Source organism: Paraflavitalea sp. CAU 1676 (assembly GCF_029223285.1).
GTDB lineage: Bacteria > Bacteroidota > Bacteroidia > Chitinophagales > Chitinophagaceae > Paraflavitalea.
The window spans coordinates 49,342-74,922 of record NZ_JARHUJ010000014.1 but is presented as its reverse complement, the minus strand read 5'-3'; the positions used below and the strand labels follow the sequence as shown (position 1 = coordinate 74,922).

Genomic DNA, 25,581 nt, shown 5'->3' with positions numbered 1-25,581 from the left:
CCTGAAGCCATCAATCACGTTTCCCCTACACGATCGGGAACCGCAGGTGCACCGTGGTCCCCTTGCCGGCCAAACTGTCGATCTTCCAGCGCCCCCGCATCTCCTCGGCCCTCATCTCCATATTGCGCAAGCCATTGCCGGAGAGTGACTGCGCCGTTTCCAGTTGCACCGTAGCGGGGTCGAACCCGATGCCGTCGTCGGTAGCCACCAAAAACAGGTGATGCTGCCGCACACCGATCTTTACCCACAGATTCTTACATTGCGCATATTTCAAGGCGTTGTTTATTGCCTCCTTATATATAAGGTAGAAGTTCTTGCGGCGCGTCATCTCCAGGTTCAGCATGTTGACGCCGGGATCCACCTCGAAATGAAAGTGGATACCCTGCGAGGCCAGCAAGGGCCGGGCAAAAGACTCCATTCTTTGCAAAATGGTATCCATGCTGTCGTGCCGGGGGTTGATCGTCCACACGATATCATTCATTTCCGAGATCATCTCCACCGACGTTTCACTGATCTTCTCCAACGCCTGCTTCAAGTCTTTACCGCGGTTCTGCTCATGGTAGATCTTGGCTACCTGGCTATACACCGAAATACTACTGAGGGTGGAGCCTACATTGTCATGCAGGTCCTGGGCGATCTTATTGCGAATGGCCTGCTGCTTCAAAAGCTGGTCAAACCGGTACTTGTAAATGAAATAGAAGATCACCCCGATCGAAAAACCACAAAGCGCATAGAACCACCAACGCTGCCAAACCGGGGGAATGATCGTGATGAGCAAAGTAGCCACCTCTTCATTGCGAAGGCCCGCAGCCGTGGCCCTCACCTTCAGCACATAATCCTTGGCTTCCAGGTTCGAGAACTCGAGGGTGTTGCGCGAACCAATATCGATCCAGTCACGGTCTCTTCCTTCCAGCATATACGAGTAATGGAGTGATCGGCTGGCTGAGTAGTCGGGCGCAGCAAACTCGACCGTAAAGTAATTCTGGCCATAACGTAAACGAATGTGCTGCTCCTGCAGCAGTTCACTGTTCGATTCATTGAAAACCTTGAAATCGGTAAAGAACACCTGCGGTGTTTGCCTGGTTTCCCGCACACCAATGGGGTCAAAAGCGATAAAGTAATTAGCGCCCGCCACATAAAACCGTCCTTTCTGATCCTTAAAAATATCACCCCGCACCCCGCCCGATTTATCGATATCGGGAAGCTCGAAAGAAACATAAGCCCTCCGTTGCGGATCATATTTATGAATGTTGCCATTGCTGATCATCCACACCTGCCCACGCGCATCCACCTGGATACCCTCGAGCAGGTTATTGGAAACGGGCACATGCGTAAAAGTCAGGCTTTGCGGGTTGAACCAATGCAATCCGCCTCCATAGGTGCTTACCCACAAACGGCCCGCGCCGTCTTCCTGCAGGTCGAATACATGATTGCTACTGATGCCCTCCGGACTACCTGAGTCGTTCGAAAAAAAGCGGAAAGCCGGAATATTGTTACGTTCGTTCATACCCAACCCATCCGAAACGGAGGTGAGCCACAAACGGCCATTGCGCCCTTTGTATATTTTACGGATGAGGTTATTGTCGCCCAGCCTGAAGCTGTCGATGATATTGCGGACAGTATCATGCCGCGAAACCCATCGTTTATCGGTGAGATCATAATAGGTAATAAAATGTCCATAAGGCGCGGTTAGTAACACCGGATGCCCGCCAATGGTATCCCGGACGATCGAAACTATCCGCGATTCGATGACCCGGTTCATCACGCGGTCCTTATCGGTATTGGGCAACAGGGTAACCTGCCAGGAGTCAATGTCCAGCAGGAACAGGGAATAGTCAGTACCCAGGTACAACGCACCATCTACATCCTCATATATTTTAGTTACGCGCAAAGGATAATTGCGGTAGCGTAATGGTTTATGGATAAACGCATCCGAGCCGGTAGGCCGGATAAAAATACCCTCGCTGGTGCCCACCCACAGATCACCCTTCCGGTCATAAAAATCGTAGATAGTGATCTCCTTCCCTTCCAGGCGTGGCAGAAAACATTGGGCAAACTGCTGCTGTGCCGGCCGGTGGATGCTGATACCCCGGTTGGTACCCACCCAAATGATCCCATGCCCGTCATTGTACAAACAATTGATGCGGTTGTCGGCAATCGTGCCCTCCCGCGCAGGGTCGTACCGGTAATTATAAAAACGCCCGCTGCGATGGTCATAAATGTGGAGACCGGCCATTCTACCGCCCATCCACAATCGTCCTTTCGCATCGGTGGCAAAACAGCTAAGCTCATCGTTGGTGAAAGTGAAAGCATTTCCCGACTGCTGGAAAACCGTTTCCCGTCCATTGGCGGCACGGCGGTAGAGGAACTTATCCCACGATCCAAACCAAACCTGTTGCCGGTCGTCCGTGTGAATGGCAGTTATAGCTACGTGAGGCAGTTTCGCATACAGGTCGTCATAGGCTGCATCTGTCTCGTGCTGAAGGGTATGCGTATTCACCTTCAGCATGCCGCCGCCCACACGCCCAACCCACAATACACCGGAACTATCCAGCTTCATATCCAGGATTGTGCGTGTGCTGCGCGGAACAGGCTCTATGAACTTTTCCTTCAACCGGTCGAAGCGCAGCAAACCAGCCCCGCCGGTACCAATCCACAAAAAACCACGATCGTCGAGCAGCAGTTTATTCAGTATGTTGATGGGGAGAGAGCCTGGGTTGCCTGGCAAATGCCGGTATTGTCTGAACTGCCGGCTGGGCGCCTGCCGGTGATCATACCTGGTGAGGCCACCATCGGCCGTAGCGATCCAGAGCACGCCCTGTTCGTCTTCCAGTATGTCATTGATAATGTTGCCCGAGATGGAGGTGCTGTCGCCGGGGCGATGTTGAAAAACAAGGAAGTTGTGGCCGTCGTAGCGGTTCAGTCCGTCGTTGGTACCAAACCACATAAAGCCCCGTTGATCGCGCAGGATACAATTGACCTTGTTATGCGAAAGTCCATCCTGGGCGGTCAGCTTATCGAAAAAAAGAAAGGGTGGCTGTGCAGGCAAACGAAACCAACACGTTAGAAAAAAGCACCACAATAACAACGTTCTACACATAGACTGTTAATTGGTACAGCAGGGACAAGACACTAAAAGTACTGTCCCGATACTACAGGCAGAACGCTACTTGAGTAAAAACCCTTTCCGATTGATTGAATGACTATTAAAAAAATACCGCCGGATGCTGTTCACATGCCGGCGGCTCGATAAAACCCCTACCTGAAAAGAAAGTTGGCCTATACACCAGCGACGCCTTCGCCCAGTAAAATGCGGAACTCATCCAGTACACCCGGCATATAGCCGGCTTCCAATAGAGGGGTGCGATGCCCCTCACCTCGATCTTTTTTGCAGGCTGCCAGCAGGCAGGCCATGATCAACACTACGGTCAGCCAGGTCTTGAGCGGCCTGGATAATATCTTATTTTCCATGACTACATGAATAATGATTGCACCTCACAAATATCTGCAGATTGCATAGCGCAATCAATCCCCGGAGAGGGGCAATGGTGTCACCTATTTCGGGCAGGGGTAAATATCAGCGCAGACTAAACGCAGTGGTAGCACTGGCTCAGTACGATCAGTTGAAAACAGCCTGGTTGGAGGTCTGTTAGATCAGTACTTCCTGTTCCTTCCACGCCGCAACGATCTCTTCAGCATGCTGTTTGCTTTTGGGGCGCAGGATCACTTTTCGGATGAACCCTTTTTCATCGATCACGAACGTAGTGCGCAACAGCCCCATGTATTTGCGTCCGTAGAGCTGCTTTTCATCCCATACGCCATATTTATCTATGATCTTATGTTCGGGGTCGGCGAGCAACGTAAAAGGTAATTGATGTTTCGCCTCGAACTTTTTATGCTTTACTGCTTCATCCGGGCTCACGCCCAGGATCTCAAAACCTTCCGCCTTGAGCAGGCTGTAATTATCGCGCAGGTTGCAGGCCTGCACCGTGCAGGTAGGCGTGCCATCCTGCGGGTAGAAGTACAAAACCACTTTTTTGCCTTTGAATTCACTCAGCGATACCACCTTGCCATCCTGATCTTTGCCTTTGAAGGCAGGCGCTTTATCGCCTGCTTGTAGTGTAACCATTATGCGTTCTGAAATTGTATAAATCGATTCTTAATTAATATAACAGCTGCCATGAGCACCCTACCACGTAGGCTCCTCCCGGGCCGCCTCTAGGGAGCTGCACCACGGCTGCGCCTTTACCTACCGCGTAAACCGGAAGCTCTTCTCCACCCGGTTGCCGGCCTCATCTTCGGCCGAAATGGTAAGTTCATGCGATCCGGGCGGGCAAAGTTCGTCAAACTTATAAATAAAAAAACGGCCTTTGTCGTTCGTAAACCGTAACCATTTGCCATCGAGCAGGGTACGTACGTTTTTACCCCGGCCAAGATTGTCGGTCACCGAAAAGACCAGGCGGGTGGCCTTGCTCAGATTGGCCCCATCGGCAAAACCCGAAGGAACGATCTCCGGCGGTGTATCATCCGTCAGCAACCGGAACGAACCAAAATCCCGGAATCGCGCCGAAGCCCAGCCATTCTTCCATTCAACCCGCTGCACGTCGCTCTTACTGCCGCTATACCACTGCATCACGGTCTTTTGCCATTCCGCAGCTGTCAGCTGCCGGGTAGGCTGTATCCTCACCAGGAAAGCTTCCTGCAGGGGGATCGTTGGAGCCCCGATAGTATGTACATCCGAAGCAGCCTGCGGATGCGTATTGGCCGACCGGCTATGCTTAATGTGCACGGAATCGTACAAACTACGCTCTCCGATATAAAATTCACATTGCTCTGCTTCGAAGCCATCCAGCATAAAAGGGTAGAACATTTTGGCATCATTGACTACTGGTACTTCAACATGCCCGTTGTATTGTATGGAGTATTCAAGCGAGGAGGCATTACCATACGCATCGCGCACTACAATGCGAACCGGATGAACCAGGCCATCGCTCACATCAATCGCCCCATTACCCTTGAAACGCTTGTAAATGGAATTGATATAACCCGGCGGTTCGGACAGATGCTGCAGCCAGGCACCACCATTGGCCTTGGTGCGGTAATCAATATGGGCATTGAGGTACCTGGTATCGCTATAACTGATATTATCCATCCTGAAACCTGTTACCGCCTCATTGTCGACATACAGCAGCCCCTCATAGATCCCGTTGAGGTTGGTCGACCCGGTATGTGTATCGAAGGCCGTCACGGCAAAGCTCACTTTGGGCGAAGAAACCGTGATAAGGCCTGGCGAAGTAGCATAGTTATTACCGGCTGCCTTCACCGCAATCATTTTTGGCGCTTGCTCGTAGATACTTTTCGTACGGTCATATACCGCGAGGCGCAGAATGCGCGGACTGGTGTTATCGGCCAGCGGAAAACCAAACAGCATCGGGTTCAGGTTCACATCGTCGGCCGTACGCCTGATCTCGAAATGTACATGCGGGGCCTGCGAACCGCCGGTGTTACCGCTATAGGCGATAAAGTCTCCTTTTTTGATCGGGAATTGCTGAGGCGATAATTCGAGAAAGATATTCCACGATTCGCGCGCATACTGTTGCTCTTTTACCCACTTCTCCAGCCGGGGGTTGAAATCGTTCAGGTGCGCGTAGAGGGTAGTGTACCCATTGGGATGATTGATGTAAATGGCGCGGCCAAAACCACCGGCCTCAATCTTTATACGCGAGATATACCCGTCGGCAGCAGCATACACCGGTTTGTTCTCTACCCGGAGGGTCTTCAGGTCGAGCCCCATATGGTAATGGTTGGGCCGCAGCTCGCCGAAGTTGCCGCTGAGGTCCATCGGAAGATCCAGCGGATTACGGAAATACCCTTTGGGGTAATTGACAGGTGGGAATTGCTGGGCCTGAATACATTGGGTACAGCATAGGAGAACAAAGACCAGTGAACGCATCAAATCAAATCATTTTTTGGGTTAGTAGAATTGCAAAACTAAGGCGAAACCAATTTCGGATACGGTATTTTCGGACTTCTCTATCATCTTGGATGTTTACGGGCATAAGCGCAATTAACTACTGTTTGTTCCACGGCCTGCGGTAAGATGTAGTAATACCAATCCTGTCGAATAACACAGATACCAGAAGCACTGTGGAGGTTTTTAATGAGAATTATCAATACTTCTTAAGCAGAATAAGTCAGGGTGTTTACAGGCCAGGATCCACTTAATGGCTGCATCCCGCTATTCACTATAAATTGACCACCATTCACTCGAATTGTTTACGTAGACATTTAAAAAATCGACTAATTGCAGAACAAATCCGGGCAACCAAAAACCCGATTGAATAGCTAATATTAAACTAATATTAAAAGTTCAAAAAGCGGGTTACCCGGCACGACAATTTGTATAAAGAGTATAGGATTTTTTAATTCGCCGGTAGACTGTTAAGTTTTTGAAAATACCCACTTAGTTGTATGAAAAAAAGTGAACCTTGGAACAGCTTTTGGCGTATATAAATTGTCTAAGAGAATATGAAATGAAAGTATAAATCTACAACCTTTGTTTTATGAGTATGATACGTAATAGGACGGTGTTACTACTGGCATTATCGGTAGGGTCCATAGTAGGGATGTTTAAGGGAACAGAAGCGAAGCAGAAATGGGTATTCCGTATCAAGAGTCGTTTTGAGGAAAAGCGTCAGGTGGCAGCAGAAAAGAAGTTCGTCCGCCAGGGTGGCGTCCCTCTCGACGATATCGAGATCGCTGCTTTTCACAATTCGTAATCAACTTTTAATTTCCGACCAGCAAAATATAGCCCCTGCCGGTTGCAGGGGCTTTTTTATGCAGCCCTTAATTCGTTCCCAATTCGGGGCCCAACTTCCCAAACTGGGTTTGCCGTCACCAACACACCACGGTCCAGTCTCGCAAAAGCTGGCCAATCAGCCTCACTCCTTACGTACAACATCACCCTTATCGAGACCTTGTAGAGACCTTTTCGAGACCTTATCGAGACCTTACCGAGACCCGGCTCCGTATCAGCCCTGTACCAGACAGGTATCTCCGCCATACCAGCCATTAGGGTTCCCACGATATTCCTCCTCATCTCCCCCTCATCGATCACGTCTAAGCATTTTCTATCCTCACCACCACTTCTATCTTCGACCACGTGTGAGCACCTCCCGTCCTCCACGGTCAATTTCTTTATCGGTCACCCTCACGCTCCCCAGGCCTCACCAGCCACACCGTACACCAATCATCCCCGTATCTCTCATCCCACCGAAGCCCGGGAACCCTTTGAAGGCAGAAACGCAGTCACGTCACCGCCTCCAGGCCGCCTATCCTTCGCCTCTCATTATGGCCTCCTCCTAAATCGCTCATAACGACCACCTTCCCGTCAACTTTGCCATGAACTAAAAAATAATCCGCAGAATTCCCCCCATCACCTTACTTTTGCGCAATTTATCCCGCCAGTAAGCCGTGGGAATTTTATTAAAAAAGGAAAAAAACAGCGTAAAAGAAGATGCCCAAAGACACCTCGATCAAGTCAGTACTTATCATCGGTTCAGGCCCAATTATCATCGGACAAGCATGCGAATTCGACTACTCCGGCTCACAGGCCGCCCGTAGTCTCCGTGAAGAAGGGATCAAAGTGATCCTCATCAACAGTAATCCGGCTACCATCATGACCGATCCCATGATGGCCGACAAAGTGTACCTGCTGCCCTTAACAGTAGAAAGTATTGAGCAGATCCTGGAAGAAAACCAGATCGATGCCGTATTGCCCACCATGGGTGGACAAACAGCCCTCAACCTGGCCAAAGAAGCAGAGGAGCTGGGTGTTTGGGAAAAATATCATGTACGGATGATCGGCGTAGACGTCGCCGCCATCGACACGGCAGAAGATCGTGAGAAATTCCGCCAGCTGATGGTGAAGATCGGCGTAGCCGTGGCACCCTCAAGAGTAGCCAACTCCCTGCTCGAAGGAAAGGAATTTGCCCAGCAGATCGGGTTCCCCCTCGTTATTCGTCCTTCCTTTACCCTCGGTGGTACCGGAGGCGGTTTCGTACACGACAAAACAGAACTGGAAGCAGCACTCGACAAAGGCCTTAAAGCCTCCCCCATCCACGAAGTACTGGTAGAAAAAGCCGTACTGGGCTGGAAGGAATACGAGCTCGAACTGCTCCGCGATAAGAACGATAACGTATCGATCATTTGTACCGTTGAGAACGTAGACCCCATGGGTGTACACACCGGCGACTCCATCACGGTAGCGCCCGCCATGACCCTTAGCGATACCGCCTTCCAGGACATGCGCGACCAGGCCATCCTGATGATGCGCAGCCTTGGCAATTTCGCCGGCGGTTGTAACGTACAGTTCGCCCTCAACCCCGATACGGAAGAGTTGATCGCTGTAGAGATCAACCCCCGCGTAAGCCGTTCTTCAGCCCTGGCCTCCAAAGCCACCGGTTACCCTATCGCCAAGATCGCCGCTAAGCTGGCCATCGGCTATAACCTCGATGAGCTGAAGAACCAGATCACCATGACCACATCGGCCTACTTCGAGCCAGCCCTCGACTATGTGATCGTAAAGATGCCCCGCTGGAACTTCGATAAGTTCAAGGGCGCCAACGATACCCTCGGCCTGCAAATGAAGAGCGTAGGAGAAGTAATGGCCATCGGCCGCAGCTTCACCGAAGCCATCCAGAAAGCCTGTCAGAGCCTCGAGAACAACGCAGTAGGCCTCGGCTACTACGGTCACAGCCGTATGCACGCCGAAGAACTGATCGAATACATCAAGATCCCGAAATGGGATCGCATATTCCGTATTAAGGACGCACTCACCCTCGGCGTATCCGTAGGCACTATTTCCAAAGCCACCGGTATCGACCGCTGGTTCGTGAACGAGATCCAGAAGATCGTGAACCTGGAAAAGGAGATCGCGAAATACAAACTCAACACCCTGCCCGAAGACCTGCTGAAACAGGCCAAATTCCTCGGCTTCAGCGATCAGCAGATCTCTATCATCATGCAGGATGGCAACGACGAGGCCGTTTACGAAAAACGCAAGGCAGCCGGCATCACCCGTGTATATAAAATGGTAGATACCTGCAGCGCCGAGTTCGAAGCCAAAACACCCTACTTCTACTCTACTTTCGAAGGTGGCAACGCAAACGAAAGCAAGCCCAGCAATAAAAAGAAAGTGATCGTATTGGGTTCGGGCCCCAACCGCATCGGCCAGGGTATCGAATTCGACTACTGCTGCGTACACGGCCTGCTCGCCCTCAAGGAGAGCGGTTACGAAGCCATCATGATCAACTGTAACCCCGAAACAGTTTCTACCGATTTCGACATGGCCGATAAGCTCTACTTCGAACCGGTATTCTGGGAGCACCTCTGGGAGATCATCGAACTCGAGAAGCCCGAAGGAGTGATCGTGCAGCTCGGTGGCCAAACAGCCCTCAAGCTCGCAGAACGTCTTCACAATAAAGGCATCAAGATCATCGGTACCTCTTACGATAGCATGGACATCGCCGAAGACCGCGGCCGTTTCAGTGACCTGCTGAAAGAACTCAAGATCCCTTACCCCGATTACGGAACAGCCTTCGATGTGGATGAAGCCGTCGAGGTGGCCAACAAAGTAGGTTATCCCGTACTTGTTCGCCCCAGCTACGTGTTGGGCGGGCAAAGGATGCGTATCGTGATCAACGACGAAGAAGTAGAAAAGGCAGTGATCAGCCTGCTCAAGCATATCCCCGGCAACAAGATCCTCATTGACCACTTCCTCGACCGCTGTCAGGAAGCTGAGATCGACGCCATCTGCGACGGAGAAACCGTTCACATCATGGGTCTCATGGAGCATATCGAGCCTGCTGGTATCCACTCTGGCGACAGCAACGCGGTACTGCCCCAGTTCAACCTCTCTCCGCTCATCGTGGAGACTATGGAAGAATATGCTAAAAAGATCGCCTTCGCCCTGAAGATCAAGGGTCTTATCAACATCCAGTTTGCCATCAAGGATGGTAAAGTGTATGTGATCGAGGCCAACCCAAGGGCATCCCGTACCACGCCGTTCATCGCCAAAGCTTACCAGATACCGTACCTCAACATTGCCACCAAAGTAATGCTCGGTACCCAAAAGCTCCGCGACCTGAAGGTGGTAAAACGCCTCAAGGGATACGCGATCAAGGAGCCTGTGTTCAGCTTTGAGAAGTTCCCCGGCGTAAACAAGGAACTCGGACCCGAAATGAAGTCGACCGGCGAAGCCATCCGCTTCATCAAGGACCTGCGCGATCCTTACTTCCGCCAGCTCTACAAAGACAGAAGTATGTACCTGAGCAAATAAGCCAGGCAGTTATAGCATTACGTAAGGGGATATCTGAGAAGATGTCCCCTTTTTTATGAAATCTCATCAATTCCGGGATCCAATCAAAAGCGTCATCAACTACACAACCTGGCACGAGACACCCAGGGTATCATCGCCACCATAAATCCTTTCGTAACCGGTACCTGAATGTATCCCGGCCCCTGGCCGGGTTTTTTATTGGCAAATGTGTTTACCTTTCCTGTACGATTCAAACTTTTGCCATGAACACCCAAATACTAAAGATCACCCAAAGCCTGCAGGAAACGCTCACCGGCGATCCCTGGTATGGGCGGTCCCTGTACAGCCTGCTGGACCAGGTAGACCCCTCCACGGTCTTTGTAAATCCCGATGAAAAAGGTCATGCCCTGATAGAGCTGCTTTACCACATCATCAACTGGGCACAGTTCGTGCAAAGCCGGCTCGAAAACGACGACACCAAAGACGTGAGGTACTACGAACAGTACGACTGGCGCGTGATAGACCCCACCATCCACACCTGGAAGAACGGTGTAAAGGAGCTTAAGGCCACCAACCAGCACATCCTCGACCTGCTCAACAATTGCGAAGACTCTGTGCTGGAAGACCCGGTCCCCCATCGTGCCTATAATGTGGGTTACATGCTGGATGGATACATACAGCACAACATCTACCACCTCGGGCAGATGTTTTACGTAAAGAAGTTATTGGATTAATTTCCCCTAAGCCTCCACCATGCCGTTCCGGATGGCATACAGCACCAGGCCTACCCTGGTCTTGACCTTTAATTTATCGAAGAGGGAATTGCGGTAGTCATCTACGGTGCGCGGACTTACAAACATTTTGGCCGCTATGTCTTTGTAGGTGAGTTCGGAACACACCCATTGCAGAAACTCTTTTTCCTTTTCTGTCAAAGACACCGGTTCTTCGGGCTGGTCGATGTCTTTATGCAGCCCGCTGATGATCTTACCTGAAATATACTCTGAAAGATAGAAGTTCTTTTCCATGACAGAATCGAGGGCCATCTTCAGCTCCTCGGGCTCCGTGTTCTTCATGATATACCCCTTGGCGCCCAAACGCAGCATGCGGATGATCGTGCTTTCATCGCTCGACATAGACAGGGCCAGCACTTTAATATGCGGGTGGTTCTTGAACAACCACTTTACCGTTTCATAGCCGTCCATACCGGGCATATTCACATCAAGCAACAGGATGTCGGGAATAACGTGCCGTCCGATCTTCTCTTTTACATCCGAGCCATTGTCTGCCTCAAAGAGGATGGTATAATTATCAAAGGTACTGATCAACCTGGCCAGCGCCTTACGCATCAGCGTATGGTCATCAGCAACCGCTACTTGTATTTTTTTTCCAACTGTCATTCGGAGCTTAACTTTCTTGTGGCAAAGATAATTGAATGGTTACTGTGGTCCCCTTCCCAGGCATACTTTTCATATCCAGGTTGGCCCCTATCAATTTTGCCCTGTTGAAGATACTCTTTAATCCAACACCGGAAGAGGAAGACACGGAATTTCTCTTCGCCTCTACATCGAAACCAACACCATTATCGGCCAAAACAAGTGTGAACTTATTGTCTTGTGAAAATGACAAGTTAAGGTTGACTTGGGTGCCCTGTGAATGTTTTAAAATATTGTTAAGCATCTCCTGGAACATGCGGAACAGAAAGATGGCCTTCTCTCCGGCAAAAAAGTGATCTTCAACCCCTTCAGCCTCGAAACGTACATTCATCAGTCCGCTTTTGCGAATACTCTCCATCTCAAACCCGATCGCCTCTACCAGCCCCACTTTAGCGATCCGGTCGGTATGCATGCTCTTGGTGAGGTTCGACAGATCGATGGCCGCCTGGTTCAGGATCTGCCTTGAATTCAGGATGGACTCAAACGCCGGATGGTCCTTTTCGATCGGCAAAATGGCCAGCGACAATTTCACGACCGACAATACCTGCCCAATATTATCATGAAGCTCTTCACCGATCATTTTGAACGTCTCTTCCTGCATCTCCAACTGAGAACGTAACACTTCCTGCTCGTACTGGTCTTTCATACGCGTCAATTCTTTTTCATGCCGATGCTGCCTGCGCTGATATTGCAAAACGACAATGACGATAAACGTCACCACAGCAATGGCCAACACACTGCTGATAAGTAGCATTACATATAACTCCTGGCCCTGATTATTCATGCTGATATTACTGTTAACTGTACAAGTGTAAGGATGGCAAACGGCAATTTACAAAAAATTAAGTGCAGCCGGCTCCCCATCGCCCTTTCAGGACTTCAGTATCGGTTTACGAAAACGAACAACACACAGAAAAGCGACTGTAAATAAAGTATACAACAACACGTTCATGACGGTCAATATAACCGATATATTTTCCATGATGATGGTCGTTGCCCGGTAAATCAAACTGTACATGCCAAACAGCGGTAAGCTGCAAATATAAAAGAACAACAGCCCCGTGCAGATCCAGAAAGCCGGTTCACGCAACAGGTTCACCGAACTTGGCAGGTGAAAAAGCTCATAGAAATAGTAGATGCAGATGGTAACAATCAACAGGCAACCCAATGAATAGGTAAATGAGGGGAAAACGCCTGCCTGGAGATAGTAAATATTGAACACCGCAAGCAACGGATAGATCACGAGCGCATAAAGCACCGCTTTCTTAATGCCGGGCGTTTGAATGATATGATATAGTATGAAGAGATAAAACTCAAATTCGAAGGCAGAGAAAGGAAAGATCAGATCCGACGAATTAACCTGGTTGTTGATCATCTGCCAGGACGTGATCTCCACGATCAGCGTTAACAACAGGTACGGCGAAAACAACTTCAGGTAGAAGGGCGTATTCTTCCTGAAGAGCAGGTGAAGCGAAGCCAGCAAACTGATGAATTCTACATACAAGTAACCCGGAATATTCATGGCGCTCAATATAACATATATTTCGATCGACGATCTACTTAAATGGAAAACCCCTGCTGGGGGTCAACAGGGGTTTTCCAATATAGTAAGGCCGATTAAACGATAGTGAGACCTTTAGCACCACGATCAACGATCGTTACGCCAATGCCGCCCCAATCATCTGCATCACCGGTTTCACCAGGTTTGCTGGGTGGTTTGGTTTGACCGCCTGTACCGCAGTTCGGAGGACAAATGCTACCGAGGTTGTAGGCTAGTATCTGACCAGGATTGGTGTAGAGATCTTTATTAGCTACACCAGCCTCTGTTTGACGGCTACGGGTAGCTACCATCACGATTGTCTGACGTCCACTGTATTCGGGTCTTTTCTCAAAATTTTCGGGGTATGCGGCAAAATACATTTTGATGCCATCGCCGCCGTTGGCTTTTATCCGCTCAATGAACCCTTCCAGTTCTTCTACGCTGTACCATACGCTCAATGAATCTTCCTTACCGATGTGCTCTGAATTGTGCACCCACCTTTCTCTCTTGTAATTGCGAATTACAGTGTCAACATGGTTAGTGTCTACATAGCTACCTACCTTTAAGGATTTTTTCTGAATAGTTGTCATTGCTTGGGGGATTTAAACATGAATGATTTGGATACCGATGTAAAAGTAGTCACCCAAGGCGCAGAACTTCGGCTACAATTGAATGTTAGCCATATAATTACGAATTAGCATTATTCATAAAGTGAAGTATTTCAAGGAGTCACGTTGAAAACATCCAAAAAAAACCGTTAAAGCGGCGGGGATAATACCGCAAAAAACCGGGCTTTCAACCCCGTAAAAAAACGGGGGTCATACACCCGTAAATAAACTGACGAAAAATCCGTATTTAATAAATAGCCCATTGTATGGGCAGGTTAGAATTTTGTCTGAAATTAGATATCGGAGAGTTGCTATCATCCCGTTTTTCAAAATCCAATACTCCTGTGGAAGCCAGCCGACAGATTTCCTCAAGGCCTTTGTTTCTGACAAAAACTTTGAGGAAATTTTATTCTGATCTTTCCCAACCTGATTTAAGCACCGCAGCTACCTTATTTCCCATTACCATTATTACCTTATCCTAATTTCTACCGAGTCGGTAGATGTGGTGCTTTTTTCTTCTTCTCAGGGTCAAAACTTCCTCAACGCTGGTTCCATATTCATAACAGAGAATCCTATCTTTTAGTATGCGTTTTCCCAGAATATTAGACTGGAAAGAAGCACCTTTTTTACGTATCCTGATACCCTTTACAGCTGGCATATTTTTCCAAACACTCAGCCCTATCGCCCCCCTCCCCGCCTGGCTATTGGCCGTGGGCTGTATCACAGTCCTGGCACTACTTTCACGAACATCCACTACCCTGCTTTACAGGTACCAATCCGTTCAGGGCGCCCTGATCAATCTGCTCCTTTTTTCAACAGGTATACTGCTCTGTCATTACAAGGATCCGCAACACCGCAACGACTGGTTTGCGCATCATATTAAAACCAGCGATACACTCCTGGTCGACATCGAAGAACCACTCACGGAGAAAGCAAGATCATACAGTACAACCGCCACCATCATAGCCCTGGTCAGCAACAAAGGCCTGCAACCGGTTAACGGGCGTTTGTTGCTTTACTTTAGTAAAGAAGGCCCGCTACCCCAAATTGATAATGGCAGCCGCTTATTAATTGTCAAATCGCCCGAAAGCATCCAGCCATCCGGCAATCCGTTCGCATTCGATTATCAGCAATATTGCAGCCACCAAAAGATATGGCACCAGGTCTACCTCCGTGAAGACAACTACAAATTGGCCGCTAAAAGACCGGGTAACACCGTTAAAAAGGTACTGTTGGATACCCGTAAAAAAATGCTCGGTATACTTCGGGAAAACATCCCTGACAAAAAGCACGCCGGTTTAGCAGAAGCCCTGCTAATAGGTTATAAAGAAGACCTGGACAGACCACTATTGCAATCGTATATCAATACCGGCATCGTGCACATCATCGCTGTATCAGGCATGCACCTTGCCCTCATCTACGGTATCCTTCTTATGATAGGCAGGCAACTCCCCACCCGCTGGAGAAGATGGCCCACATTACTTATCATATTAACAACGCTATGGGCTTTCGCTTTTCTAACGGGAGCCTCCCCATCGGTGCTGCGTGCCGCCATCATGTTCACCTGTCTTCTCATCGGCAGGGAACTTCCGGTTCGCCATTCACTGTACAACGCACTGGCCATATCTGCATTCCTGCTGCTCTGGTACGATCCCTGGCTCTGTTTCGACGTAGGCTTTCAACTTTCTTATGCAGCAGTATTCGGTATCCTGCTCTTCAACGAACCGGTTTATCGCTTGTTCGTCATCAAAAACCGCCTTTTGAACCAGGTGTGGAAACTGATTAGCCTTACGCTCGCAGCCCAAATACTTACTCTCCCCCTCTGCCTGTATCATTTTCACCAGTTCCCCAATCTTTTTCTCCTGACCAACCTGGTGGCCGTACCGCTGTCAAGCCTTATCCTGCTGGCCGAGCTCGCCCTCACTGCTGTATTTTTCTGGCCTCCCGTAGCTCATGCCATCGGGTGGGTAATTACGCAGCTCATCGGGCTGCTCAACCAATTTGTAGAATACGTTGATCGCATTCCCTTCAACACCACCCAAAACATTCCTTGTTCGCTTTCGCAGGCCCTGCTCCTTTATATACTCATCGCCATGATCACCTGGTGGTGGCTGGGGAATCGGAAACATGCCGTCTATCCTGCATTGGCCGCCACCTGGCTGCTGGCACTTACAGCTGGTATGCTAAACTGGATAGCCAGCCGCCAGCAGGCATTCGTTGTATATAATATCCCCGGGCGCCAGGCCGTCGATTTTCTGGCAGGGCAACAATACCAGTTCGTGGGTGATACCGCCCTGACCGCCGACGCCAGGTTCACCAGCCTGTTCCTGCAGCCCAACCGAACAGCCCGGCGCGTAAAGCCAGCCGGTCAATTATCCTGTCTACTCAACCAGGGCAACCTGAGCTTATTCGGCCCACGATCGCTACTCCGGCTCGATGGGAAATTGCACGGGCGCCTCTACCATCGAAACAAGCCCCTATCTCCGTCGCGGCGGCTCCCGATCGATTTTATACTGCTTTCCAATAACCCCGACATATCTATAAAAGAACTCATTGCACTTTTTGATTGTTCATATATCATCATTGATGCAACCAATTCTTACTGGAAAACAAAGAGTTGGACCGAAGATTCGCGCCTGCTGGGCGTTATTTGCCATGCCGTTGCCACCCAGGGCGCCTTTGTTTTCACCCTCCATTAAGTTACCTTTGCGCCTCTCAAAGCATTTACCACAACGTTCTGCGGCAGGAAACCATTCCTGTTACGGGATCCTCTTAGTAAACAATACGATTTATGACAAAAAAGATTCAGTCAGCCCTCATTTCCGTCTTTTATAAAGATGGGCTGGAACCAGTGGTGCAACAATTGCACAAGTTGGGTATTACCATTTATTCTACCGGCGGCACACAAGCTTTCATAGAAAAGCTCGGCATCCCGGTAACGCCGGTTGAAAACCTGACCACCTATCCTTCCATCCTGGGCGGACGAGTCAAAACCCTTCACCCTTCGGTATTCGGTGGCATCCTGGGTCGTCGTGACAACGAGACCGACCTGCAGGAGATGAAACAATACAATATCCCCGAGATCGACCTGGTGATCGTAGATCTTTACCCCTTCGAGGAAACCGTAGCTTTTACATCAGAAGAAAAGCTCATCATTGAGAAGATCGATATTGGAGGTCCCTCCATGATCCGCGGTGCCGCCAAGAACTTCCGCGACCTCGTAGTGATCGCTGCCAAATCCGAATACGCAGCCCTCGAGCAGATGCTCCGCGAACAGGAAGGCACTACCAACATCGAACAGCGCCGGGCATTCGCCGCCAAAGCATTTGAGATCGTTGCTCACTACGATGTGGCCATCGCTAAATACTTCAACACCGAAAACGCTCTGTATTTCGTGGAGTCGATCCCGCATCCCAAAACCATGCGCTATGGCGAAAACCCCCACCAAACCGGCGTATTCTACGGCAACCTGGATGAACTCTTCAACCAGCTCAACGGAAAAGAACTCTCTTATAATAACCTGGTAGATGTGGACGCCGCCGTGCAACTCATCAATGAATTTGCAGGCGATGCCACCAACCCCGTATTCGCGATCATCAAGCACACCAACGTGTGTGGTATCGCTTCCCGCGACTCTGCAAAAGGAGCCTGGGATGCAGCCCTCGCCGGCGACCCCGAAAGCGCCTTCGGCGGTGTACTCGTTTGCAACGGCACAATCGACAAAGCAACTGCTGAAGCGATCAACGAGATCTTCTTCGAAGTATTGATAGCTCCTTCCTTCAATGAAGATGCACTCACCATCCTCAAGTCGAAGAAGAACCGCATTCTGCTGCAACAAAAAGCTCCTTTCAGGAAAGCCAAAGAATACAAATCCGTATTGAACGGTGTATTGATGCAGGGCGCCGATGAAGGCAACTATATCGACTGGAAAGAAGTAGGCGGCCGTGATACCAGCGCTGCCGAAAAAGCCGATCTCGAATTCGCCAACCTGGTGTGCAAACACCTCAAGTCGAACGCGATTGCCCTGGTGAAGAACAAACAGCTCATCGGTAAGGGTTGCGGACAAACCAGCCGTATCGACTCACTGCGCCAGGCCATCGAAAAGGCAGGACAGTTCAAGTTCGATCTCACTGGTGCCGTATTGGCCAGCGATGCTTTTTTCCCTTTCAACGATTGTGTTCAAATGAGTCACGCTGCCGGCATTACAGCGTTCATTCAACCCGGCGGCTCGGTTCGCGACAAAGATTCTATCGAATACTGTCAACAAAATAAACTGGCCATGGTTATGACAGGCATGCGCCACTTTAAGCACTAAAAAAAACAATGACCCCACTCACCAGCAAAGCTCCTTTCCTGCAAAAAAAGGGCGTCCGCCTAAAAGCCCTGATAGCGCTCGGAATGGTATGTTTTTTCTGGGGAACTACCTGGATAGCCTCCAGACAAGGGGTAAAACATATGCCCGCATTACAATTGGCCGGCATTCGTCAATCGATTGGCGGCCTATTGTATGTGGTATATTTCATCAGTAAGGGACGGGCATGGCCCAGGGGCAAAGAATGGGGCCCTATCATCATCCTTAGTCTGCTCAACTTCTTCTTAAGTAACGGCCTCTCCACCTGGGGCGTCAAATACATCTCTGCTGGCCTCGGTTCCATTATCGCTGCAACCTTCCCCTTGTGGATCGTGATCATCAATTTATTTACTGCACGTGCAAAAATTCCTGTGCTCGCCCTGATGGGGCTGCTGCTGGGCTTTGGAGGCGTATGTGTGATCTTTTATGAACACCTGGCCGATTTCATCGATCCCGAATTCCAATTCGGAATCCTGTTATCGCTCACCGCCTCCTGGACCTGGGCTTTCGGTACCCTATATACCAAGAAGCAGGCGGCCAACTTCAATCCCTACTTTAGCCTGGGCCTTCAGATGCTTATCTCCGGATTGTTGACCAGCCTCATCGCCCTACTCAGCCACCAAACAGTACCCATCCAGGATATACCCTGGCAGTCATGGACCGCCATCGCCTACCTGGCAACATTTGGCTCCGTCATTTCGTTTATTGCCTACCTCTATGCCTTGCAAAACCTGCCCACCGAGCAGGTATCCGTATACGCTTACATCAACCCCGTAGTAGCCGTGTTATTGGGTTCAATATTGTTCGATGAAAAGCTCACCATCTTCATTATCGTGGGAGGAGGGATCACCCTGCTTGGCGTAAACCTGATCAACCGGGCTTACCGGCAAAAGAAGTCGTGACCCCAAGGGGCTAGCCGGTAGCACAGAAAAGCCATTCAGCCGAAGCCAAACCAATAAGCGGGAAAGGAAAGCTAATGCAGATCATTAATCGGAATAGGCATCCCAATATACCGTCTCCTTCATAAACAACTCAAACATCTCGCGCCAGCCGGCAAACTTTTTATCGGTGCCCAGGATAGAGTTGTGCCAGATAGAGATCATCATACCATTCAGTTTACGCACCTGTTCGTGATAGAGGATCAATTCAGCATAAGCCTGCTGGGGAGTATCCTTCTGCTCGTAGAAGGAATTGGCATCCATGAAACAAAACGGATAGAGCATTAAAGGAGTGCTTTGCTCATGCAGCAGGTCATACCAGGCAAAAGAAGAACAAACAGAAGCCCTGAAGCCATTGATGCTGCCATACCCCATGGAAAATTCCTTTTCTATACCTGCCTTGATAAGGTGACGGAAAGTATCGGGCAGCTCAAACCGAATGTAGTGCTGCCTGCTTCGGGTGATCTCTACATCGGTCACCACTTCCAGCCATTCCTTTTCCTCCAGTAGCAGGTCCGTATCATCACCACTTTGCCAGGAAGGATGGATACCAGTTTTATAGGTGTTGGCATAGTATTCTATCAGATCGCGGAATGGCTTAACCTCTGTAGGTGTATTCTTATCAACCCCTGCCTGTTTACGGGCTACAAGAAAGAAATAATAGGGCCGCAGGCGGCAGTACAGGTGCAAAGCATCCAGCCATTCAAAACAATCGTAAGGATCCTTCCGGGCGCCCCGCAACACATCCCAACGCTCTTTTACATCAACCCATTGCCCTTTCAGTATCGAGCGCGCAAAGCCACCCGCCGTACGCACAAATCCTTTGTGCAGGTACGACCAGGCAATATCTATATCATACGATAAAATGCACTTGAAGTTATGCTTCCGGAACAGGAGGTCGGGAAAATGCTGCGCCAGCACCTGTTTAAAATGCTGCAGCCAGTAATTCACCAGGGGCTGGTCCAGAAATCCTTCCCGGAATGCCAGTGAGTTCGTATGCGCATAGCGGCCATATTCATCCTTTTCGTGAGGCAGGTATTCCTCGTATCGGCTCAGCAGATAAAAGGTGGCAGCAAATACATCAAAGGGGAAACTGCCGGGGCATGGAAAGAAAGCAGGTCGCCCGTTCGACACAAAACAATGGATGGGCTGGGGTGTGATGCCCTTCTCAAAGAGCAGATCAACCGGTCTTATGTTGAACACCGTTTCCGTAAAGACCTCGGCAGAGTAATTGATCCTCGGTCCTACGGCTTGTTCAAATACAGATCTGTCGGCAGTAATATGAATGGGCGCTTCGAACAATTCCTTGTTGAAAAAGTCAACAGCATATTGCAGTCGGGGAGTAATGGTATTAGCAAAAAGCAGCATCCGTTACACAAAATAAAAAAGTCAACTGATAAAGTTGACTTTCTATCTAAAATGTTATCATTTTTTGACGGGAGGGGCATGTTTCTCCTGCCATTGCTGGTTAAAGGTCTTCGGCGCAAAGTCGAGATCGCCCCGGTGAGCCGTCCATCCCTTGAATACTTTATTCACCATCCAGTTCTTCATCTTCTGGTTGCCCTTGTTCATCCATTTACGGTTGAGGCTGGCAACTTTCCAGGCCTTCCAGGCCATCTTCTCCGTCCAGGCAGCCGCGCCTTCTTCAACCGCTTCATGACGGTTCTCGAGCAGCAATTCGTGCAGGTTGATCTTTACGGCGCAAACTTCGGTACAATTGCCGCACAACGACGAAGCATAGCTGAGGTGCTTCCAGTCGCCCATATCTTTCAGGTGCGGGGTGATCACCGAACCAATGGGTCCGCTATAGGTAGTGCCGTACGCATGACCACCGATGTTCTTATAAACAGGACAGGCATTCAAACAAGCCCCACAGCGAATGCAGTAAAGGCTTTCCCGCGTTTTTTCGTTGGCTAGTATATTGGTACGCCCGTTGTCGAGCAGTATCACATACATCTCTTCGGGCCCGTCGGTTTCGCCAGGCTGGCGGGGGCCGCTCACGATCGTATTGTACACCGTAATCTGCTGTCCGGTACCATAGGTAGCCAACAGCGGCCAAAACAAGGCAAGGTCATTCATGGAGGGAATGATCTTCTCGATGCCCACGATCGCAATATGTGTTTTGGGAAACGCACAGCTCAGGCGCGCATTGCCTTCATTCTCCGTCACGGCAATACCACCAATGTCGGCAATGATGAAATTGGCACCGGTAATACCTACTTCCGCTTCCACATACTTGGTGCGCAATTTCTCGCGGGCCACCAGGGTGAGCTCACTGGGAGTAAGATTAGGAGCCGTATGGAGTTTATTGTAGAATAACTTGGCAACGTCTTCCTTGCTTTTATGCATCGCAGGTGTTACGATGTGATAAGGAGGCTCGCCATCCAGTTGCTGAATATATTCACCCAGGTCGGTTTCAATGCTTTCAATACCCTGCTTCTCGAGGTAATCGTTGAGGTGGATCTCTTCGGTCACCATGCTCTTGCTCTTCACCACCGTTTTGCAGTTCTTCTCCGCACAGATCTTGCCGATCTCCTCCAGCGCCTGTTCAGTAGTTTCGGCCCAGATCACCTTACCACCTCTCTTGATCAGGTTGGCCTCAAACTCTTCGAGGTATACATCGAGCATTTCGATCGCACGCCACTTAACGTTCTTAGCCCTTTCGCGCGCCAGATGCACATTGGAAAACTGTTGTTTGCCCAATGGAACAGTAGCGTCGTACTTGCTGATGTTGAAATGCACCTTCCGGCGATGCTCCAGATCGGCCGCTTTCACGGTGCTTTTCGCCATAAAGGTTGAAACGATATCGCTCATGCTTGCGGTTGTAAAATGAAAAACAAGGTTAACCTTCCTTATTGTCCTTCAGGTACAGTTTGGCGGCATTGTCCAGCGCTTCATAAAAAGCCTCGCCGTACTTCCTGATGATGGGCTCTTTCAAAAACTGGTAAGCAGGCACTTTCAGTTTTTTACCCAGGCCACAGGCAGGTTTACACAATACCTCCCGCGGCTCGTAGTTCATGTGGTCAAACTCGCCGTCGCGGCCGTTCTTTTGTATAATGGGGAAGAAATGACAACTGATGGGTTTCTTCCAGCCGATAACACCGTCGTTGTAGGCCTGTTCAAACGCACATTTGATGATACCCTTCGAGTCCCTGATACCATACACACAGATCTCGTTGTCGTTACCCAGCGTAGGGGTCACCCAGCCGAACTCGCGGTGATAAACATACTTTCCCTTCCGCTCGATCTCCGCGATCGACTCGGGAGTGAGGTAAGGAACTACTTTTTCGTACAGGTCTACGATGAGGTCCAGTTCAGCATCCTCCAGTGGAGCGCCGGCATCTCCTTCTTCGCAACAACCACCTTTACACTTCACGAGGTCGCATACAAACTGCTCCTCTACAACATCATTACTGATTAAGACATTATCAACTGCTATCAAGAGAATTAATTTTTGACTGGGCAAATTTACGACCTTACCGTCAACCCGTTCTCATATATTTTGCCTCAAAAACAAGGGGGTTGGGGCCAATAATCATGCCGCTATGGCAAACGGGGAGTAACCGGGATAACCCGGCAAACCACTGGAGTCGGGATCCTTAACGGGATGCAGAAATAGGGAAGTGGCGTGTAAAGTAGTTACAATCAATTACCTCCATTTCATCGAGTTGATGAGGTGCTTCATGTCGGCCTGCAAAAATTCATTCACCACAACCAGCGAATCCTCATTGGGTGTAGCATCGAAATACAGCGCGCCGCGCAGGAAGTGTTTTACCGAATCGGTGATGAAGAATTGCTTGGCGGTGGCAGCGTTGCCCCCCACATTGAAGAAAATACCGCTGATGCCCTGGGGCGTGCGAAAGGCAGAATCGGTGATCTCTGTAGCTTTCTGGGCGTGTTTATAGGTCATCTGAAAAGCATCGTCGATCAGCTTGGTCAGGTTATTGGCGCCCACCTCTTTATAGCTTATATAGATCTTTCCGGCGAATTGCGGGAAATCGACGTTGATCCAATAGTCGTTTTCGGTCTTATCGCCAAAGAAGATGCTGTCTTTCACCACCTTCCCATAAACGGGATATTCGAAAGTATATGGATAGCCGGGCTGGTCAAACAACTGATACTTATGTGCCGGAAAATCGATCTTATAGTAACCCCTTTTCTTGATAGTATAATCACTATTGCAGGCCGCGAGGACGAAGAGGAACAGCAGGGGAAGTACAATACGTTTAAACATATACTAGTTGGGATCAACGGTAATTGAAAAGCTGGACAATTGATAGGAGCGGCCTTCCACGCTCGATCAGGTTGCTGCGACAGCCTGCACGAAGGCCATTAAACGGTACCGGGCTTAATATCAACCTTCACTTTTTTGATCCGGTTGCGCTCCACCTCCAGGATGGTAAACTCGAAATCGCCGATGGGTACTACATCACCGGCCTTGGGAATCTCACCTGCCAGCTCCAGGATAAGGCCCGCCAGCGAGTCGCTTTCTCCTTTCACCTGGTCGAAAGTATCGGCAGGCAGGTTCATAGTGCTGCAGGCATCGTAGATCATCGTACGGCCTTCAAAAATATAAGTGGCATCGTCAATCTTCTTATTGCCCGATTCTTCATCGTCAAATTCATCCTTGATCTCTCCAATGATCTCTTCCAGGATATCCTCCAGGGTAATGATACCGCTGGTGCCACCAAATTCATCGACTACCACGGCAAAATGGATGCGCTTGGTCTGGAATTCAGTGAGCAGGTCTTCAATAAATTTTTGTTCATGCACAAAGAAAGGTGGCCGCAACAGGCTCTGCCAGTCGAAGTTATCAGGCTCATTGAGGTGAGGCACGAGATCCTTGGAATGTATGATGCCCTGGATATCGTCCAGGCTCCGCTTGTAGACTGGCAAGCGGGAGTAATGCTCGTCCTGCACGATCTTTTTCAGTTCTTTGAACGAAATGCCATACTCAACGCCATGTACATCCAACCGGGTACACATGACCTGCTTAACAGTAATATTGGCAAACTTGTAAATGCCCGCCAGGATGCGCTGCTCGCCTTCCTCACGGATCGTGGAGCGGATCTCTTCTTCGAGGTGTTTCTGCGTCAGGGCTCTGGAGGCCTTACCGCCGAAGATCCTTTCTACCCTGTCGGAGAGGTTGACGAGTCCGCCAGCCAGTCGTTTGAACAGGTAATAGATCACCTCCACCAGGAATGATGACTCGTAGGCAGACCGAAGGTTGTTTTGATTGGCCCTTACCTTGGGCAGTATCTCGCCGAACAATACGATCACCGCAGAGATAACAATAGCTTTGAGGAAGTACACCAAAAACTGGACAAACACTCCATCCTGTTTGAATGTAAAGATGTTGTCGATGAGAAAGTTCGCCAGTATGATGATCGCAATGTTAATAAGGGTATTGGCGATCATGAGCGCCGCCTGGAGCTTACCGGGCTCCTCCAGCAGGTTGGCAATACGCTTCCAGCCCGAGTCCTGTTTGGTTTTCAGCATATTCACATCCCGGTAAGTGAGCGAAAAGAAAGCCACTTTGGCTCCAGCTATGAAGAAAGAAAGCAGCAAGAGAATTAAAACTACTGCAGATAAAATGGTCGTGGTTTGTACGTTTACCGCTAAAAATACGGGCTGCCATACTTCGCCTGATAACAAACACCGGAAAGGATTATCCAAAGCAATTGGTTTTTGTTAAAAATGATCGATCAACAATGACCGGGTGTTATTTACTGTGCCGCATCAGAAAGGCAGGTTTTAACCTGCCTCAAATAAACAAAATTTGTGCAAAAGTATTATCGCGGGCCGGAAAGATCAAAAATGGATTTAGGGGGACTTTATTGCGCTGCGGCCCGATTAAATCTTGTGAATGCCGGATAAGCTGTCATTAAAAGGGTAGGTCTTGCGAAGGTTCGCCCATGGGGGGAATATCGGCACTGTTGAACCCTTCAATGTTTTCTCCATGAGAATTGGATTGCGGGCCATGGTGGGCGCCATCAGTGCGTTTATCGAGCATAATGAGGTTATCACCTACAACTTCGGTAGCGAACTTCTTGTTACCCTCCTTGTCTTCCCAGCTACGGGTACGCAGGCGGCCCTCGATATAAACCAGGCTCCCTTTATGCAGGTATTTCTGGGCAAGCTCGGCCAAACCCCTCCAAAGTACTACCGTATGCCACTCTGTTTGTGAAATCAGTTTACCGGCTCTGTCCTTAAAGGTCTCGGTAGTGGCCAACGGAAACTTTGCTACTGCGATATTGCCTTCCAGGTACTGTACATCCGGATCTCTTCCCAAATTGCCAATGAGCATAACCCTGTTAACGCCTCTCATAAATGGTGAGTTTATTGTTAGAAATCGTCTACCGGTTTTATTTACTCTTAAAGTTAATTTTTTTT

20 protein-coding genes are annotated in these 25,581 nt (G+C 49.5%); 6 read left to right on the top strand and 14 right to left on the bottom strand.

Going from position 1 to position 25,581, the window contains the following annotated elements; translation table 11 throughout:
* Positions 1-25 precede the first annotated feature (25 nt).
* From P2H89_RS34485 to P2H89_RS34470, 4 genes are all read right to left on the bottom strand, one after another.
* Positions 26-3,049: a sensor histidine kinase gene (locus P2H89_RS34485; protein WP_275835968.1), complete on the bottom strand. Its 3,024-nt coding sequence runs from the start codon at positions 3,047-3,049 to the stop codon at positions 26-28.
* A gap of 230 nt (positions 3,050-3,279) precedes the next feature.
* Complete coding sequence (locus tag P2H89_RS34480) at positions 3,280-3,471, bottom strand: hypothetical protein (protein ID WP_275835967.1); 192 nt, start codon at positions 3,469-3,471, stop codon at positions 3,280-3,282.
* A 178-nt stretch (positions 3,472-3,649) separates the two neighbouring features.
* Positions 3,650-4,129: a thioredoxin-dependent thiol peroxidase gene (gene bcp / locus P2H89_RS34475; protein ID WP_275835965.1), complete on the bottom strand. Its 480-nt coding sequence runs from the start codon at positions 4,127-4,129 to the stop codon at positions 3,650-3,652.
* Positions 4,130-4,249: 120 nt separating this feature from the next.
* On the bottom strand, positions 4,250-5,953 hold the full coding sequence (locus P2H89_RS34470; protein WP_275836066.1) for a peptidoglycan DD-metalloendopeptidase family protein: 1,704 nt from the start codon (positions 5,951-5,953) through the stop codon (positions 4,250-4,252).
* A gap of 610 nt (positions 5,954-6,563) precedes the next feature.
* On the opposite strand from P2H89_RS34470, the gene P2H89_RS34465 reads away from it, so the two are divergent.
* From P2H89_RS34465 to P2H89_RS34455, 3 genes are all read left to right on the top strand, one after another.
* Positions 6,564-6,779 (top strand): hypothetical protein, encoded by a 216-nt coding sequence (locus P2H89_RS34465; protein WP_275835963.1) that lies wholly within the window; start codon positions 6,564-6,566, stop codon positions 6,777-6,779.
* A 737-nt stretch (positions 6,780-7,516) separates the two neighbouring features.
* Complete coding sequence (gene carB, locus P2H89_RS34460) at positions 7,517-10,339, top strand: carbamoyl-phosphate synthase large subunit (RefSeq protein ID WP_275835961.1); 2,823 nt, start codon at positions 7,517-7,519, stop codon at positions 10,337-10,339.
* A gap of 242 nt (positions 10,340-10,581) precedes the next feature.
* Positions 10,582-11,052 carry a DinB family protein gene (locus P2H89_RS34455; protein ID WP_275835960.1) on the top strand — a complete coding sequence of 157 codons (471 nt, stop codon included), beginning with the start codon at positions 10,582-10,584 and terminating at the stop codon, positions 11,050-11,052.
* A gap of 6 nt (positions 11,053-11,058) precedes the next feature.
* On the opposite strand, the gene P2H89_RS34450 is transcribed toward P2H89_RS34455, so the two are convergent.
* From P2H89_RS34450 to P2H89_RS34435, 4 genes are all read right to left on the bottom strand, one after another.
* Positions 11,059-11,715: a response regulator transcription factor gene (locus P2H89_RS34450; RefSeq protein ID WP_275835958.1), complete on the bottom strand. Its 657-nt coding sequence runs from the start codon at positions 11,713-11,715 to the stop codon at positions 11,059-11,061.
* A gap of 7 nt (positions 11,716-11,722) precedes the next feature.
* A complete protein-coding gene (locus P2H89_RS34445) occupies positions 11,723-12,535 on the bottom strand; it encodes an ATP-binding protein (protein WP_275835955.1) in 813 nt (270 codons plus the stop codon).
* 87 nt (positions 12,536-12,622) lie between these two features.
* The gene (locus P2H89_RS34440) at positions 12,623-13,273 is read right to left on the bottom strand and encodes a hypothetical protein (protein WP_275835954.1); all 651 of its coding nucleotides are present in this window, start codon (positions 13,271-13,273) and stop codon (positions 12,623-12,625) included.
* A gap of 95 nt (positions 13,274-13,368) precedes the next feature.
* Positions 13,369-13,881 carry a hypothetical protein gene (locus P2H89_RS34435; RefSeq protein ID WP_275835952.1) on the bottom strand — a complete coding sequence of 171 codons (513 nt, stop codon included), beginning with the start codon at positions 13,879-13,881 and terminating at the stop codon, positions 13,369-13,371.
* A gap of 602 nt (positions 13,882-14,483) precedes the next feature.
* On the opposite strand from P2H89_RS34435, the gene P2H89_RS34430 reads away from it, so the two are divergent.
* The 3 genes from P2H89_RS34430 to P2H89_RS34420 all read left to right on the top strand — a co-directional run bounded on the left by P2H89_RS34430 (position 14,484) and on the right by P2H89_RS34420 (position 19,152).
* Entirely contained in the window at positions 14,484-16,598 is a 2,115-nt protein-coding gene (locus tag P2H89_RS34430; protein WP_275835950.1) for a ComEC/Rec2 family competence protein, read from the top strand.
* 92 nt (positions 16,599-16,690) lie between these two features.
* Complete coding sequence (purH, locus tag P2H89_RS34425; RefSeq protein WP_275835948.1) at positions 16,691-18,214, top strand: bifunctional phosphoribosylaminoimidazolecarboxamide formyltransferase/IMP cyclohydrolase; 1,524 nt, start codon at positions 16,691-16,693, stop codon at positions 18,212-18,214.
* Positions 18,215-18,222: 8 nt separating this feature from the next.
* Positions 18,223-19,152, top strand: a complete 930-nt coding sequence (locus P2H89_RS34420) for an EamA family transporter (RefSeq protein ID WP_275835946.1) — start codon at positions 18,223-18,225, stop codon at positions 19,150-19,152.
* Positions 19,153-19,236: 84 nt separating this feature from the next.
* Here P2H89_RS34420 and P2H89_RS34415 read toward each other — a convergent pair whose 3' ends face one another.
* The 6 genes from P2H89_RS34415 to P2H89_RS34390 form a co-directional block, all read right to left on the bottom strand.
* Positions 19,237-20,556 carry a hypothetical protein gene (locus P2H89_RS34415; protein WP_275835944.1) on the bottom strand — a complete coding sequence of 440 codons (1,320 nt, stop codon included), beginning with the start codon at positions 20,554-20,556 and terminating at the stop codon, positions 19,237-19,239.
* A 57-nt stretch (positions 20,557-20,613) separates the two neighbouring features.
* Positions 20,614-22,002, bottom strand: coding sequence for a LutB/LldF family L-lactate oxidation iron-sulfur protein (locus P2H89_RS34410; protein WP_275835942.1), 1,389 nt, complete (start codon positions 22,000-22,002; stop codon positions 20,614-20,616).
* A 28-nt stretch (positions 22,003-22,030) separates the two neighbouring features.
* The gene (locus tag P2H89_RS34405) at positions 22,031-22,630 is read right to left on the bottom strand and encodes a DUF3109 family protein (RefSeq protein ID WP_275835940.1); all 600 of its coding nucleotides are present in this window, start codon (positions 22,628-22,630) and stop codon (positions 22,031-22,033) included.
* Between the two features lie 207 nt (positions 22,631-22,837).
* On the bottom strand, positions 22,838-23,422 hold the full coding sequence (locus tag P2H89_RS34400) for a hypothetical protein (RefSeq protein ID WP_275835938.1): 585 nt from the start codon (positions 23,420-23,422) through the stop codon (positions 22,838-22,840).
* Positions 23,423-23,520: 98 nt separating this feature from the next.
* Positions 23,521-24,864, bottom strand: a complete 1,344-nt coding sequence (gldE, locus tag P2H89_RS34395; RefSeq protein WP_275835936.1) for a gliding motility-associated protein GldE — start codon at positions 24,862-24,864, stop codon at positions 23,521-23,523.
* Positions 24,865-25,072: 208 nt separating this feature from the next.
* Positions 25,073-25,516, bottom strand: a complete 444-nt coding sequence (locus tag P2H89_RS34390; RefSeq protein WP_275835934.1) for a single-stranded DNA-binding protein — start codon at positions 25,514-25,516, stop codon at positions 25,073-25,075.
* Positions 25,517-25,581 lie beyond the last annotated feature (65 nt).

Bases quoted from the DNA above. Each gene is read 5' to 3' on its own strand.
- P2H89_RS34470 (WP_275836066.1), bottom strand. From the start codon at position 5,953: ATGCGTTCACTGGTCTTTGTTCTCCTATGCTGTACCCAATGTATTCAG.
- P2H89_RS34430 (WP_275835950.1), top strand. From the start codon at position 14,484: ATGCGTTTTCCCAGAATATTAGACTGGAAAGAAGCACCTTTTTTACGT.
- P2H89_RS34420 (WP_275835946.1), top strand. From the start codon at position 18,223: ATGACCCCACTCACCAGCAAAGCTCCTTTCCTGCAAAAAAAGGGCGTC.
- P2H89_RS34390 (WP_275835934.1), bottom strand. From the start codon at position 25,516: ATGAGAGGCGTTAACAGGGTTATGCTCATTGGCAATTTGGGAAGAGAT.
- P2H89_RS34415 (WP_275835944.1), bottom strand. From the start codon at position 20,556: ATGCTGCTTTTTGCTAATACCATTACTCCCCGACTGCAATATGCTGTT.
- P2H89_RS34445 (WP_275835955.1), bottom strand. From the start codon at position 12,535: ATGAATAATCAGGGCCAGGAGTTATATGTAATGCTACTTATCAGCAGT.
- bcp (WP_275835965.1), bottom strand. From the start codon at position 4,129: ATGGTTACACTACAAGCAGGCGATAAAGCGCCTGCCTTCAAAGGCAAA.
- P2H89_RS34440 (WP_275835954.1), bottom strand. From the start codon at position 13,273: ATGAATATTCCGGGTTACTTGTATGTAGAATTCATCAGTTTGCTGGCT.
- P2H89_RS34410 (WP_275835942.1), bottom strand. From the start codon at position 22,002: ATGAGCGATATCGTTTCAACCTTTATGGCGAAAAGCACCGTGAAAGCG.
- P2H89_RS34435 (WP_275835952.1), bottom strand. From the start codon at position 13,881: ATGACAACTATTCAGAAAAAATCCTTAAAGGTAGGTAGCTATGTAGAC.
- P2H89_RS34480 (WP_275835967.1), bottom strand. From the start codon at position 3,471: ATGGAAAATAAGATATTATCCAGGCCGCTCAAGACCTGGCTGACCGTA.
- P2H89_RS34465 (WP_275835963.1), top strand. From the start codon at position 6,564: ATGAGTATGATACGTAATAGGACGGTGTTACTACTGGCATTATCGGTA.
- P2H89_RS34450 (WP_275835958.1), bottom strand. From the start codon at position 11,715: ATGACAGTTGGAAAAAAAATACAAGTAGCGGTTGCTGATGACCATACG.
- purH (WP_275835948.1), top strand. From the start codon at position 16,691: ATGACAAAAAAGATTCAGTCAGCCCTCATTTCCGTCTTTTATAAAGAT.
- P2H89_RS34455 (WP_275835960.1), top strand. From the start codon at position 10,582: ATGAACACCCAAATACTAAAGATCACCCAAAGCCTGCAGGAAACGCTC.
- carB (WP_275835961.1), top strand. From the start codon at position 7,517: ATGCCCAAAGACACCTCGATCAAGTCAGTACTTATCATCGGTTCAGGC.
- P2H89_RS34400 (WP_275835938.1), bottom strand. From the start codon at position 23,422: ATGTTTAAACGTATTGTACTTCCCCTGCTGTTCCTCTTCGTCCTCGCG.